This is a genomic window from Streptomyces sp. NPDC088733 (genome assembly GCF_044751185.1).
Taxonomy (GTDB): domain Bacteria; phylum Actinomycetota; class Actinomycetes; order Streptomycetales; family Streptomycetaceae; genus Actinacidiphila.
The window spans coordinates 155338-168882 of the sequence record NZ_JBIVLH010000017.1; the positions used below are offsets into that span (position 1 = coordinate 155338).

14 protein-coding genes are annotated in these 13545 nt (G+C 72.1%); 9 read left to right on the forward strand and 5 right to left on the reverse strand.

The window, feature by feature from the left end; translation table 11 throughout:
- Positions 1–570: 570 nt before the first annotated feature.
- Together ACIP64_RS28205 and gdhA are read left to right on the forward strand one after the other, a co-directional pair.
- The gene (locus ACIP64_RS28205; protein WP_401592039.1) at positions 571–1311 is read left to right on the forward strand and encodes a sulfite exporter TauE/SafE family protein; all 741 of its coding nucleotides are present in this window, start codon (positions 571–573) and stop codon (positions 1309–1311) included.
- Between the two features lie 142 nt (positions 1312–1453).
- Entirely contained in the window at positions 1454–2800 is a 1347-nt protein-coding gene (gene gdhA / locus ACIP64_RS28210) for an NADP-specific glutamate dehydrogenase (protein ID WP_401592041.1), read from the forward strand.
- A gap of 69 nt (positions 2801–2869) precedes the next feature.
- Here gdhA and ACIP64_RS28215 read toward each other — a convergent pair whose 3' ends face one another.
- Entirely contained in the window at positions 2870–3394 is a 525-nt protein-coding gene (locus ACIP64_RS28215; protein WP_401592043.1) for a TerD family protein, read from the reverse strand.
- Between the two features lie 1053 nt (positions 3395–4447).
- Between ACIP64_RS28215 and ACIP64_RS28220 the strand changes: the two genes are divergently transcribed.
- From ACIP64_RS28220 to ACIP64_RS28230, 3 genes are all read left to right on the forward strand, one after another.
- Positions 4448–4981: a SigE family RNA polymerase sigma factor gene (locus tag ACIP64_RS28220; RefSeq protein ID WP_401592045.1), complete on the forward strand. Its 534-nt coding sequence runs from the start codon at positions 4448–4450 to the stop codon at positions 4979–4981.
- Positions 4959–5774 carry a hypothetical protein gene (locus tag ACIP64_RS28225; protein WP_401592047.1) on the forward strand — a complete coding sequence of 272 codons (816 nt, stop codon included), beginning with the start codon at positions 4959–4961 and terminating at the stop codon, positions 5772–5774. Before ACIP64_RS28220 ends, ACIP64_RS28225 begins: the two co-directional genes overlap by 23 nt.
- A gap of 69 nt (positions 5775–5843) precedes the next feature.
- Complete coding sequence (locus ACIP64_RS28230) at positions 5844–6614, forward strand: hypothetical protein (RefSeq protein WP_401592049.1); 771 nt, start codon at positions 5844–5846, stop codon at positions 6612–6614.
- Here ACIP64_RS28230 and ACIP64_RS28235 read toward each other — a convergent pair.
- Positions 6604–6963: a hypothetical protein gene (locus tag ACIP64_RS28235; protein WP_401592051.1), complete on the reverse strand. Its 360-nt coding sequence runs from the start codon at positions 6961–6963 to the stop codon at positions 6604–6606. The two genes, ACIP64_RS28230 and ACIP64_RS28235, sit on opposite strands and share 11 nt — an antisense overlap.
- A gap of 144 nt (positions 6964–7107) precedes the next feature.
- Between ACIP64_RS28235 and ACIP64_RS28240 the strand changes: the two genes are divergently transcribed.
- The gene (locus tag ACIP64_RS28240) at positions 7108–8013 is read left to right on the forward strand and encodes a radical SAM protein (protein WP_401592053.1); all 906 of its coding nucleotides are present in this window, start codon (positions 7108–7110) and stop codon (positions 8011–8013) included.
- Positions 8010–8432, forward strand: coding sequence for an NUDIX hydrolase (locus ACIP64_RS28245; RefSeq protein ID WP_401592055.1), 423 nt, complete (start codon positions 8010–8012; stop codon positions 8430–8432). The genes ACIP64_RS28240 and ACIP64_RS28245 overlap by 4 nt, the downstream gene beginning before the upstream one ends.
- 30 nt (positions 8433–8462) lie before the next feature.
- Here ACIP64_RS28245 and ACIP64_RS28250 read toward each other — a convergent pair whose 3' ends face one another.
- The 3 genes from ACIP64_RS28250 to ACIP64_RS28260 are packed head-to-tail and all read right to left on the reverse strand — an operon-like array spanning position 8463 to position 11308.
- Positions 8463–10211: a hypothetical protein gene (locus ACIP64_RS28250; protein ID WP_401592057.1), complete on the reverse strand. Its 1749-nt coding sequence runs from the start codon at positions 10209–10211 to the stop codon at positions 8463–8465.
- Entirely contained in the window at positions 10208–11002 is a 795-nt protein-coding gene (locus tag ACIP64_RS28255; RefSeq protein WP_401592059.1) for a serine protease, read from the reverse strand. The genes ACIP64_RS28250 and ACIP64_RS28255 overlap by 4 nt, the downstream gene beginning before the upstream one ends.
- Before the next feature lie 3 nt (positions 11003–11005).
- Positions 11006–11308: a CU044_2847 family protein gene (locus ACIP64_RS28260; protein ID WP_401592061.1), complete on the reverse strand. Its 303-nt coding sequence runs from the start codon at positions 11306–11308 to the stop codon at positions 11006–11008.
- A gap of 376 nt (positions 11309–11684) precedes the next feature.
- Between ACIP64_RS28260 and rho the strand changes: the two genes are divergently transcribed.
- Both rho and ACIP64_RS28270 read left to right on the forward strand, forming a co-directional pair.
- The gene (gene rho, locus ACIP64_RS28265; RefSeq protein WP_401592063.1) at positions 11685–12839 is read left to right on the forward strand and encodes a transcription termination factor Rho; all 1155 of its coding nucleotides are present in this window, start codon (positions 11685–11687) and stop codon (positions 12837–12839) included.
- Between the two features lie 20 nt (positions 12840–12859).
- Entirely contained in the window at positions 12860–13528 is a 669-nt protein-coding gene (locus tag ACIP64_RS28270; RefSeq protein WP_401592065.1) for a histone deacetylase, read from the forward strand.
- Positions 13529–13545: the final 17 nt, after the last annotated feature.

Sequence of the window (13545 nt, forward strand, 5' to 3'; positions counted from 1 at the left end):
TTGTTCGCTTGTGCAAGGCATTCCTTCCGATACTGCTGTGTGGCGCGCGGCACACACGGCGCGGGGACCGGCAGGTGTCTGATCCCGTGCCAGGTGCGGCCACGACCTCACCGCCTGCGCCGCGGGACGGCCGTGATCCGGTGCGGATTCCGGCACATCGGCGTGGGCGGGAGGAGTGCGCACGAAGTTCTTGTCGTGCCGCGCGGGCCGACACCGTTGTCATGGTGCTGGTCGGCGGGAGCCGGTCGGCGGCACGCGAAGCATTCAAGCACACTGTTTCGTTGGCACAGGCACCGATCCCGCGATCCGGACGGCCGTTGGGTCCGCGGGCCTGTCCCGGCGGGCTCTGGCCTCGGTAACGTGCAGTATTTGATGGCGATTTGACGGGAGTGCTCGGCGTCCGGGCGAAGCTACCGGCAGGTCACAACGTTTCACAACATCTCCAGACCTTGGTGTGCCCCAGTGAAGGCGAGGCGTCCACCAGGTGCCCCGGAGGGACCCCGCCCGGAGGGCCACAGCGGCGGGCGGATAGGAAGACCGGGTGATCCGCATATCGACCGGGCGGCCCTGATGCCGTCACTGGACGCCGCCCAGTGGGCGGTGGCGCTGCTCGCGCTCTTTCTCGTCGGCTACTCCAAGACCGGGGTGTCCGGGGCCGGGACGGTGGGCGTGGCGCTGTTCGCGCTCGTGCTGCCGGCGAAGCTCTCGACCGGGGTGCTGCTGCCGCTGCTGCTGGTCGGCGACGTGGTGGCGGTGGCGGCGTACCGGCGGCACGCCGACTGGGGCCGCCTGGTGCGGCTGTTCCCGTGGGTGGTCCTGGGGGTGCTGCTGGGCGCGGCGGTGGTGCGCCGGGTCGACGACGCCCGGATGCGGGAGCTCATCGGGGCGCTGCTCCTGCTGATGCTCGCCGTGCACTGGTGGAGCCGGCGCCGCGGGCCGGAGGACCGGATGGTGCACCACCGGGCCGTCGCGGCGGGTGCCGGGGTGCTCGCCGGGTTCGCCACGATGACGGCGAACGCGGCGGGACCGATCATGGCGCTGTACTTCCTGGCCGTCGGGCTGCCGATGCTGGGCTTCCTCGGCACCAGCGCGTGGTTCTTCCTGCTGCTGAACGCCTTCAAGGTGCCGTTCAGCGTCGGCCTCGGCCTGATCACCCCCGCCACGCTGGCCTTCGGCGCGCTCACCGCTCCCGCCGTCCTCGCGGGGGCCGCCGCGGGCCGGGCGACGATCAGCCGTATCAGTCCGAAGGTCTTCGAACGCGTCACGGTCGTGCTCACCCTGCTGGCGGCCGTGCGTCTCGTCACGCTCTGAAGCCGTCCGCGGCCGCCGGGACCGGTCTTGTCCCTCCGCTGACACATGGCCTTCGTCCGTCCGTACTCGTTGACACGGCAACGGCCGGTCGCGCGCCGCACGAGCGGGGCACGGCCGGGAGTCAAGACGAGAGAAGGCGCGCATGAACGTCAGTGCACACATCGAGGCCGTCTACGGGGAGGTCTGCCGGCGCAACGCCGGCGAGCCCGAGTTCCATCAGGCGGTGGGGGAGGTGCTGCACTCGCTGGCGCCGGCACTGCAGGCGCACCCGGAGTACCTGGAGGCACGGATCGCGGAGCGGGTGTGCGAGCCGGAGCGGCAGGTGATCTTCCGGGTGCCGTGGGTGGACGACCAGGGCCGGCCGCAGGTCAACCGGGGCTTCCGGGTGGAGTTCAGCAGCGCGCTCGGCCCGTACAAGGGCGGCTTGCGCTTCCACCCCACCGTGAACCTCGGCATCGTGAAGTTTTTGGGCTTCGAGCAGATCTTCAAGAACGCGCTCACGGGCCTGGCGATCGGCGGCGGCAAGGGCGGCTCCGACTTCGACCCCAAGGGCCGCTCCGAGGGCGAGATCATGCGCTTCTGCCAGTCGTTCATGACCGAGCTCTACCGTCACCTGGGCGAGCACACCGACGTCCCCGCCGGGGACATCGGCGTCGGCGGCCGGGAGATCGGCTACCTCTTCGGCCAGTACAAGCGGATCACCAACCGCTTCGAGGCGGGCGTCCTGACCGGCAAGGGCATCGGCTGGGGCGGTTCGCACGCGCGCACCGAGGCCACCGGCTACGGCGCGGTGTTCTTCGCCAAGGAGATGCTGGCCACGCGCGGCGAGGGCTTCGAGGGCCGCAAGGTGGTCGTCTCCGGTTCCGGCAACGTCGCGGTGTACGCGATCGAGAAGGTGCGCGCCCTCGGCGGCACGGTCGTGGCCTGCTCGGACTCCTCGGGCTATGTCGTCGACGAGGACGGCATCGACCTGGAGCTGCTGAAGGAGGTCAAGGAGGTGCGCCGCGGCCGGCTCTCCGCGTACGCGGAGGCGAAGCCGAAGGCGCGCCACTCGGAGCGCGGTTCGGTCTTCGACGTGCCCTGCGACGTGGCGCTGCCCTGCGCGACGCAGAACGAGCTGGCCGGGCAGGACGCCGGCACCCTGGTCAAGAACGGTGTCGTGGCGGTCGCCGAGGGCGCCAACATGCCGTGCACGCCCGAGGCGATCGAGACCTTCCGCGAGGCCGGCGTGCTCTTCGGGCCGGGCAAGGCCGCCAACGCGGGCGGAGTCGCGACCTCCGCGCTGGAGATGCAGCAGAACGCCTCGCGCGACGTGTGGACGTTCGCGCAGACCGAGGCCCGGCTCGCCGCCGTCATGCAGTCCGTGCACGCCGAGTGCCGGGCCACCGCCGAGACGTACGGCGGCAGCGGCGACGACTACGTGCTCGGCGCCAACATCGAGGGCTTCCTGCGGGTCGCCGAGGCGATGACCGCGCAGGGTGTCGTCTGAGGCTCCGCCGGGACGCGAAGGCCCGCCGTGACGGCGGGCCTTCGCGTACGTCCGGGGAAGGGCGGGACCTCAGGAGGTGCCCATCTCCCGGGCGAAGGAACCGGGGTCGGTGTCGTAGCCGCGGACGGCCGGGTGGAAGTGCCACTCGCCCGAGTCGGCCCGGACGAACTCGCCGAGGGCGGCCGCGGTGGAGCCGGCGACCTCGGAGAAGTCGGACGCCGCGAGGTCGGCGTAGCCCTCGACGACGCGCACGCGGGTGCCCGCGACATCGCCGAAGGTGATCCGGCCGTCGCCCTGCTGGATGGCTATGCCGACGACGACCCGGCCGTACGCGGGGGAGAGCCGGTCGAACTCGAGGGTCATGACCTCGTCGTCGCCCAGTCCCTTGCCGTTCTTGCTGTCGCGGTTGAGCGTGATCGTGCCGTCCGGCGAGCGGCTGTCGAAGTGCACGAGGTACGCCGGTTTGCCGTGCGGGGACGTGGCGAGGTAGGTGGCGGCGACGATGTCGAGGTCGTGGGTGGGGGAGCCGAGCGGGCTGGGATCCCACTTGAGACGGACCTCGACCTTGTTGACGCCCTTGTTGAGGGTGCTCACTGCGTGTTCCTCCGTCGGTGCGGGGTGAATCGGCGGGCGGGGACGCCGAGTTCGAGTCTCCGACGGAACGCCCCCGGATCACAAGATCACCTGGTGAGGACGTCGAGGGGGTTCCGGCGCGGGGGCGATTCGGTTGTGCCGTACGCATGTTGACGGTACGTCAGCTCGCGCGCCCGGGTCGCCGGGGCAGGCGGCATGCGCGGTGCCGCCGCCCGGCCCGGGCCCTGGGCGCGAATCCGCTCCTGGGGCGCTTCGGGCGGGCCGGCGGCCCCGGGGAGCATGGCGTGCGCCACAGGGCCGGTGGCCCTCCGGTGCGACTGCCGGCCCGTGGTGAACCGGGCAAGCGGCGCCGGGGCCTGAGTCACAGGAGCGGTGGTCGCCCGGTGCCGTCGGCCCGGCCGCGGCTGCGCCAGGCGAGGAGCCCCCTGGTGAACGGGGCGAGCACCCCCATCCACGGTGGTCGGGCGGGGCCTGCCGGACAGACCGGCAGGTGATCGGGCCCGTGGGGGTTGGACGGCGTGGCCTGCGTCACAGGGCCGGTGGCCTTCCGGTACGGGCCCCCGGCCTGGCCGCGACCGCCGGTCCATCGTGACCAGGGCAGGCGGCGGTCCCGAACGACCGGCTGCCGGGGCCGGCCGGGCGGACCGGCAGGTGGGGCCGGACGGTGTGGTGTGTTTCACAGGGCGGCGGGTCGCCCACCCGGCTGCGGCTGCGTGAGGCGAGGAGTCCCCCTCCGGGACGGTGGTTCCGGCGGCCTGGAACGGCAGGCAGTTGGGCCGCCGGTGCCGCCGGGGCGGCGGCAGGAACCGGCGGCGTGTCTCGCCCCGCCGGGCGCGGAGTCCGGCGGGCCCACCCACATGTCCGGTTTGTTCATGGCGTATACCTGACCGTCTACCGCATAAGCGGGCAGTGCCCACGATTGGTCGCGGGCAGTGCAATGACCAGGCAAAACGAACGATCTTCGTCCCCGGGGCAACCGAACGGGCGCCCCACCCGGTTGGGCGGTTGTGAGGCCGGATTCAGGGACAGGAATGCGATGGCGAGGACAGCACGGTGAGGGACGCGGCGCCGGACTTCGAGGAGTTCGTCACCGCGCGCGGGCCGAGGCTGCTCCGGGTCGCCTGGCTGCTGACGGGGGACGCCCACCTCGCGGAGGACCTGCTGCAGACGGTGCTGGCGAAGGTCTGGCCGAAATGGCGCGGGATAGCCTCCGAGAACCCCGAGGCGTACGTGCGCAAGGCGCTGGTCAACACGCATTCGTCGTGGTGGCAGCGGCGCTGGCGGGGGGAGGTGCCGCACGGCGAGGTGCCCGCCGGGGCGTCGGAGGGCGACCCGTTCGCCTCCGTCGACCTGGAGCAGTCGCTGGCGGCTGTCGTACGGCGGCTGCCGCCGCGGCAGCGGGCCGTGGTGGTGCTCCGCTACTTCGAGGACCTGAGCGTGGAGGAGACCGCCGCGGTGCTGGGCTGCCGGCCCGGCACGGTCAAGAGCCAGGCGGCCAAGGCGCTGGGCATGCTGCGCAAGGAACTGGCGGCGGTGCCCAGCCTGACGGAAGGGGGTGAGCGGCATGCACAACGGGACTTCGCGTGATCGCGAGCACGAACCGAGCGGCGAGGACGAGTGGGAGCTGAGCGTGCTCCTGGAGCGGACGGTGCCGCAGCCCCTCGCCCCCACCGACCGGATGGCGCAGATCAGACGCCGGGTCCAGCGGCGCAGGATGGCGGCGCTGTCCACGGCGACGGTGGCGGCCGTCGGTGCCGGGGTGCTCACGATGGCCGGTCTGACCGGCGGCGCCGACCCGCACCGGCAGGACGTCGCGACCCCAGCCGCCGCGGGGACCGCCACGGCCACGGCCGAGGCCACGAGCACGCCCGCGAACGGACCCACGTCCATGCGGTCGCCCAGCCCTGGCCGTGACACGTCCACGACCGTCGAACTGAAGAACCTCTACGGCCTGACGCTGCGACTGCCGACCGGCTGGAAGGGCTTCACCATGCTCGACGGGAAGGCGATGATGATCGGCTTCGTGTCGCAGCAGCCCCTGAGCCAGGGCCCCTCCTGCAAGCCCGCGCTCGACCTGGGGTACTCGGCCTGCCCGCCGGTCGACCGGCTGCGCAAGGGCGCGGCGCTGATCTACATCTACAAGACGCTGTACACGAAGGGGGACGGCAAGACCGGTTTCGATGTCGTGCAACCGTCCGCGCCCGGCAAGGGCTGCCAGCTCCTCGGCGGCGACGCCGAGATGCAGGCGTGGGGCGGCATCACCACGAAGAAGGACCGTCCGCTGATGCTCAACGTCAACGTCTGCCTGCGCGAGCCGTCGCAGGCCACCATCACGGCGGTCACCAAGGCCTTCAAGACGGCGCAGTTCCACCAGGGCTGACGGCCCCGGCTCCCGTCGTCCGGCACATCGCTCATATCGCTCATATCGTTCACATCGAAAGGCCTTGCCATGCCCAACCGCGTGCCGCGCGGCGGTGCCCGCTCCGCGATATCCCTGCTCGCGGCCGTGGCGGCCGGAGCCGGACTGCTCGCCGGCTGCGGGACGCCGACCACCGCGGTCTCGCCGGCCGCGCTGCCCGCCGCGGCGTCCGCCCCTGCGGCATCGAGCTCGGCGGCCACGCCGGTCGACACCCGGCTGCCCGGTGTCGGACCGCGCACCCTCGCGGCCGTCCCGGCCGGCGCCCGCCAGGTCGTCGTCGTGACGGGCGAGGGGAAGAACTCCTCCGTCTCCCACGTCGTGGTCCACCAGCGCCGGCCCGACGGCAGCTGGAGCGACGGCCCCACCTGGACCGGCCACAACGCCCGCGACGGCTGGACCACCGACCACCACGTCGGCGACCTGCGCTCCCCCGTGGGCGTCTACGGACTCACCGACGCCGGCGGACTGCTCCCCGACCCCGGCAGCAAGCTCCCCTACGACCACTCGCCACGGGGTTTCTCCATCTCCGGCACCGGCTTCAAGGGCGAGTCGCTGGCCGGCTCGTTCGACTACGTGGTCGCCATCAACTACAACCGGCAGCCCGGCACCACACCCCGCGACTGGACCCGCCCCCTGGGCGCCTCCCGCGGCGGCGGCATATGGTTCCACGTCGACCACGGCGGCCCGACCCAGGCCTGCGTGAGCCTGCCCCGCCCCGACATGCGCGCACTGCTGCGCACCCTCGACCCGGCCCTGCACCCCGTCGTCGTCATGGGCGACACCGACTGGCTCAGCCGCTGAGCCGCGCCGCGTGCCCCGCCTCGTCCTCCCGGACGGGGCTCGGGCCGCTCGCCCGCAGCTCCCACCGGGTGTCCGGGGCCGGTTCCCTGCCCAGCGCCCCCGCCGCCAGTGCCGCGTCGATCCGGGCGCGCACCGCGGCCTCGTCCGCCGGCTCCGCCGCGAACAGCACCCGCAGCAGCAGGCCTCCGTCCGCCCCGGGTGACACCGCCGTGTGATGTGCCGCGAGCGGGCACGGCCCCTCGTGCTCCCAGCCGCCGCACAGCTCCACGGTGATCGCGCCCCCGGGCGCCCTCTCGTCCCCACCTGCCGCGAGGACCACGACGGCCTCATGGGCGAATGCCTTGCGCATGGCCCCAGTATCGGCGAGTGCGAGTGCACGTAACACCCTTGTCAATGCCGCGCCGCGACTCCCCGCTGCGGTTACAGTGGCCGCGAAATCACTGCCCGGCGTGCAGATCGGCCGGGTCTGCCGAGGGCAGGAGAGCGCCGAGCCATGCCAGCATCCCCCCTGAGGCTTCCGGCGTACGTGGACTTCCGCCCCTTGGGCAGGTGCAACCTGAGCTGCCCGTTCTGCTTCGGGCCGCGCCACGAGATTCCCACGATGTCCGAGCGGGACGCCTTCCGCGTCGTGGACGTGCTCCGGGAGGCAGGCGTGCGGGGCGTGGTGGTGTCCGGGGGTGAACCGACGCTGCTGCCCTACCTGGCGGATCTGCTGGCCGGGCTGGGCGACAGGAATCATCCTTCGGGCACGGACGCGCCACGTGTGGTGCTCTCCACCAACGGGCTGGCGCCCCTGCCCGCCATGCGCCGCGTCCTGCCGCACCTGTCGTGGATCGCTCTGCCGCTGGAGTCCGCTGACGCGAGTGAGCACGCCGCTCTGCGCACCGGCGTCGCTCCCCACAGGGAACGGGTGCTCGCCCTCCTGAAGGAGGTGCGCAGGCACCATCAGGCCGTGAAGGTGAAGCTCGGCACCGTGATCACGCGGCGCAATCTGGGCGGCGCGTCCGAGGTGCTGCAACTGATCCAGGACGACGACTGCCTGCCGGACGTGTGGAAGATCTACCAGATGTCCGAGACCAACTACGGCGCCGACAACAGCGATTGGCTTTCGGTCTCCGAGTGGGAGTTCGAGGAGGCACTGTCGCGGTGCGAGAAGGCCGCCGCGTACCGCGGGGTGACGCTGGAGGTGTACCGCAACAAGACCCGCAGCGGCACCTACCTCTTCATCGACCCCGACTGCCAGGTCGTGGTGATCAAGGACGCGGCGGAATACCGGATCGGGCACCTTTTCGAGGAGAGGGAAGCCGTCGCACGGGGTATCGGTGACATGGTGGCGTCCGACAGCAACGCGGACAACTTCTCCCGGACCTACCCGGACCTGCCCGGAGGCGTGACGTGACCGGAACCGCGGAACCGACGGTGCGGGTGGGCGTGCAGGCGGTCCTGCGGCGCGGCGGTTCGATCCTGCTGGGACTGCGCGTGAACACCTTCGGCCACGGCACGTGGGGGCTGCCCGGCGGTCACGTGGAGATCGGTGAGACGCTCCTCGCCGCTGCCGCGCGGGAATTGAAGGAGGAGACGGGTATCGCGGCGCAGGAGATGCGTGTCGCGCACGTCACGGACCCGGACCCGCTGGCCAATCACCACATGCAGATCGGTGTGGAGGTCATGTCCTTCAGCGGTGACCCCATGGTGTGCGAGCCGCACCGCTGCGAGCGCTGGGAGTTCTGGCCGCTGGAGGCGCTGCCCGAGGCCCTGTTCGTGGGCTCGGCCGGTGTCCTGCGCGCTGCCGGGCTGAATCTGCTGCACGTGCCGTGACCCGGCCGCTGCGGCTTGCCCGCGGGTTTCTCAGCCGGCCTCGCCCGCGGGCGGGGCGACGGGCTTGGCGGCGGCGTCGTCGGTGAGGGTTCCCAGGAGCATGCGCAGCCGCTGCTTGTGCTGGAACTCGTGCGCGCGGAACTGCTCAAGGGTGCTGGCCAGTTCCCACTGGGTCTCGAAGGCGTCAACGCTGAGCGCGTAGTACCGGCTGACCTTGCCGAACTCGATCTCGAAGGCCCCCATGCCCCGCTGCGTGCGGTCCTCGGGGTTGGCCGTCATGTACGGCTCGAAGAAGCCGACGTCGGAGGTGAGTAGCGTGGTGCCCGGGATGTCCATGGGGGTGAGTCGCAGCTCGATCCGGTCGCCGTACAGGGTACGCAGTCGCTCGTACTCCTTGATGACCTTGCGGAACGTGTGCTTGTAGTAGTCACTCGCCTCGATCAGCTCGATGACGTTCTCCGCGGTCGGCTTCTCCCAGGCCGCATCGCGTTTGATGAAGACGCCCAGATTGTTCCAGGGGCTGCTGACGATCACATGGAAGTGGACCCGGTTCTCGAGGGCTTGGACGATCACGGGCATGAAGCGCTGCGGCGACTCGAGGAAGTACGAGGCGCCCGCGTGGGCGATGAGCCGGACGAGGTGCTTCTCTCTGGCGATCGCCCGCGTTTTGGCCTGGTTGCGTTGCGCGTTGTTCCGCGGGGTGTACGTGGCGTCGATGCGCTCCACGAGCTCGACGACCGGCGTGGAGTCCCCCCGCATCCGGGCCAGATTGGAGAGCACGGCCCGTGTCTGGGGGTGGTCGTGGCCCAGTGTGGCCGAGGTCTGCTGTGCGACGGTCTCCAGGATCGACTCGGCCCTGGCGCGCCGCTCCCCGGAAGGGGCGGACAGGCCGGCAGCCTCGAACTCTGCGGCGGCGAGATTGGCCAGGGCCGTGAGGGTCTGCGGGTGGTCCGCTCCGAGACCGGCCGAGGTCCGCTGGGTCACGGTCTCCAGTACCTCGACCGCCCGCTCGGCACGGGCGGTCTCCCGGGCGGCACACGCTGCGTCGAACTCGGCGCGGGCCAGCGCGGCCATCGCCTCCAGGGAACGCCGGTGGTCGGGGCCGGCGACGTTCAGCAGGACCCGGGTCCACCGTTCCAGCTCCTTCACGGCCGCCTCCAGCCGCTCCCCCCGGTCGGGGCCCCGGACTGCCCGGGCGGCACCGACCATGACCGAAGCGATCAGCAGGCGGGTCTCCACCTGGGCGGCCTCCTCGGCCGAGCCCTGGAGATCGGCCGCGTCCCGGGCCTCGACGGCCCATCGGGCGGCCTGCCGGACGTCCCCCGTGCGCATGCTCACCGCTGCCAGGTTCGCCAGCGCCTTGACCTCCTGCGCGTCGGCCGGTTCGCCGGTGCGTGCGGTGTCCAGCGCGGCTCCCAGGCTGTCGCGCGCGTCGTCGAGCCGCCCGTAGGCGGCCTGCAGGACGGCCAGGGCGTTCCAGTCGGCGGAGCGCACGGCCTCGCCCTGCTCCTCCGCGTCCATCAACCGGTCGCGGGTCAGGTCGAGCAGCGACACCGCGGGTTCGTGCAGGGCGATCCGCCGGAGCAGGGCCGACAGATGGATGAGCCGGGACGCGAAGCCGGCGGTGGATCCGTCGTCTGTCTCCCCGTCCGCGGAGTCCCCGCTGTGGAGCTGAGTGACGTAGGCGAGCAGAGCTGCCTCGTGATCCTGACGGTGGCGGCCGTCGTCCTCGACCGCGCGCACTGCCACCGCCAGTGCCTCGTCGAGGTTCCTGATCACGGGAACGCCTTGGCGGCCGGGAACGGCCCCATGGCCGTCACGTACTGGAGATCCATGACGTCGGGTGCCGCGCCGGGATCATCGAGGTCGCTCCAGCGGGTCCGCTCCTCGATGGCGAAGGGGCCCTCGCCGGACCGGTCGCCGTCCGGGCGCAGGCGTTCCAGCAGACGGACGAGTTGGAGTTCCGGGAAGCGCTTCATGGCCTCGGCGATCGTTGTCGCGTACAGGACGTTGGTGCTGTGCTCGGGGGGCCGCGGTTCGAGGAGCTGCTGGATGCGCTCCATCATCTGGACGGTGAGGATGCCGAGTACGGCACGGGTCGGCGTGGGCCGGGTGACCGGACCTCCGGAGTAGCCGGAGAAGTCGCCGAGCAACTGGTGACAGCGGAGCTGGAGAACCCTGATCTCGGTGGTTGCGGCGGAGTCGAACGGGCGCGACGGGTGGTCCACGACGCCGTTCAGGTATGGATCGTTCTTCTCCGGCCGGTACGTACCCTCCCAATGGTCTCCCATCGCGGCTTTGTCGAAACAAACCCCAGGCAGCGGTGGAGTCCCGGGAAACTGCATCTCCAGCAGGGCGAGATCGGCGTCGGGCAGGCGCCGGTGCACCACGCCCGGCACTTCGCCGCCGAGTGCGGGCAGCAGGGTCAGACCGGGGACCGCACCGTTGTCCTCGTGCATGCCGTTGAGGCAGTGGGAGGCGGTGAGGACGAGACGCCGGGTCAGTCGCACCCCACCGCCGAGGCGGCGCCCCCGCTGGGAGATCGCGACCCAGTCCTCTTCCGGGTCCACCGGCTACTCCGTGCGTTCGACGGTCAGCCTGACCTCGAAGGACGCGGCAGCCGAGGCCTTGGAGACGATGATGCTGGTGTCGGCTGCGAGCGTGACGCCGAAGGTGACCTCCAGCGTGGTGACCTGCCACCCCGCACGCGGCCGCATGCTCTCCAGGGAGTCCTGGACGATCTCGGACGCCGCGCTGATCGCCGCCCGGACCTGGGGCGTGTGCTCCGCGAGCGGGACGGTGGGACGAGTCCTGCCGCTGATCTGCCGCGTGCCGGAATGATCGATTTCCACGGTCTCGACGCGCACTGCTGTCACATCCGCCACAGATCCCCCCATGAATGCATGGCCGACCGCGGCGTTCGGCAGCTGAACGTGCGGAACAGGAATTCTATCCGGGCAGGACCGGGTTGCGTGGTCTCGCGGCAGCGATTGGGCCGCGGCGCAACGATCCTCCCGGGATCCGGGCGGGAGTGCTACTCTCCGAATGGCACGGCTGTGCGCCCCTCGACGGCGCCGGTGCTTCTTCCGCTGGTCCAGCTGGACCGCACGATCGCGTGACCGCCCTTCGACGGCGTCCGCGTACGCGTTCCCGCTCCTGTTCTTCCCGGGCCCTTCGGACCCTTCTGCTTCCGCGCCTGTCGCGGCGGTTCGTGCCGCCGCGTGCGCGATCCCTTCCACGTGAGGAATCCACATGACCACGTCCACCACCACACCCACCCCGGCGGCGGCGCCGTCCGACGGCGACCGGCAGACGCCCGTCGCCGGTGTCATCGACATCGAAGGAGGGCGGGGGTTCCTGCGCGTCGGCGGCTACGCGCCGGGGCCGCACGACGTTCCCGTGCCGTCCGAGCGGATCAGGCGGTACGGGCTGCGCAAGGGCGACGCCGTCGAGGGCGCCGCGGCCGGGAACGGGCGGGGCCGGGCGCTCGTCGCGGTCGACCGGGTCGGCGGGCTGCCGGCCGAGGTGGCGCGCGGGCGGCGGCACTTCGCGGACCTGACGCCGCTTCACCCGTCGGAGCGGCTGCGCCTGGAGTCGCCCAAGGGGGGCCTGTCGACGCGGGTGCTGGACCTGCTCGCGCCTGTCGGCAAGGGACAGCGCGGGCTGATCGTGGCGCCGCCGAAGACGGGCAAGACCATGCTGCTGCGCGCCGTCGCGGACGCGGTCGCCGACAACCACCCGGAGTGCCACCTGATGGTGGTGCTGCTCGACGAGCGGCCCGAGGAGGTCACCGAGATGCGGCGGTCGGTGCGGGGCGAGGTGATCGCCTCGACCTTCGACCGCACGCCCCGGCAGCACATCGCGGTGGCGGAGCTGGCGGTCGAGCGGGCCAAGCGGCTGGTCGAGACGGGCCGGGACGTCGTGGTGCTGCTGGACTCGCTGACCCGGCTGTGCCGGGCGCACAACAACGCCGCGTCGTCGGGCGGGCGGACCCTGAGCGGGGGCGTGGACGCCGCCGCGCTGACCGGTCCCAAGCGGCTGTTCGGGGCGGCGCGTTCGGCGGAGGAGGGGGGTTCGCTGACGATCCTGGCGACGGCACTGGTCGACACCGGCTCGCGGGCGGACGCCTACTTCTTCGAGGAGCTGAAGGGCACCGGCAACATGGAACTGCGCCTGGACCGCGCTCTGGCCGACCGGCGGGTCTTCCCCGCGGTCGACGTGCATCCGTCCGGCACGCGGCGCGAGGAACTGCTGCTGTCCCCGGCCGAGTTGGCCGCCTCCCACGGGCTGCGCCGGGCGCTGCAGGGCGGCACCGGCTCCTTCGAGACACTGCTCGCCCGGCTGCGCGCGACGCCCGACAACGCCGCCTTCCTGCGGCAGATCCGCGGCACGGTGCCGGCGGCCTGACGGCGTCGCATCATGGTGCCGTGACCGAACCCCGACGTGTGGACGCGCGGCGCGCCTCCGGGACGCGGACGGAGCCGCCGGGCCTCGTCTGGTACGCCTCGTACGGCTCCAACACGCACATGGCACGCCTGAACAGCTATCTTGCGGGCGGTTCCCCGCCCGGGGGCGGCCGGGAGTACCCGGGCTGCCGGGACGCGCGGCCGCCGCTGCGGTCGCTGCCGCTGGAACTGCCGGGGCGGCTCTACTTCGCGACGCAGTCGCCCGTGTGGTCGGGCGGCCGGGCCTTCTACGACGCGGACGCGCCGGACGGAGTGGTCCGGGCGCGGGCCCACCTGGTGACGGCCGGCCAGTTCGCGGACATCGCGGCGCAGGAGATGTACCGCGCGCCGGGCGGGGACCTGGACCTGGCGCCGGTGCTGGGCACCGGCCGGGCCCGCCTGGGCGACGGACGGTACGAGACGCTGCTGTACCCGGGGGACGTCGACGGGCTTCCGGTGCTCACGTTCACCGCGCCCTGGTCGCGCGGGGACGTCGCGCACGTCCGGCCGTCGGGGCCCTATCTGCGGCACATCGCCGAGGGGCTCTTCGAGTCCGGGGCGTGGGACCTGCACGGGATCGCGGCCTACCTCGCGGCGTGCACGGACGGCGACTGGACGGCGGCGGAGATCGAGGCGCTGCCGCGGCCGTGACGGGGGCGCGGCCGATG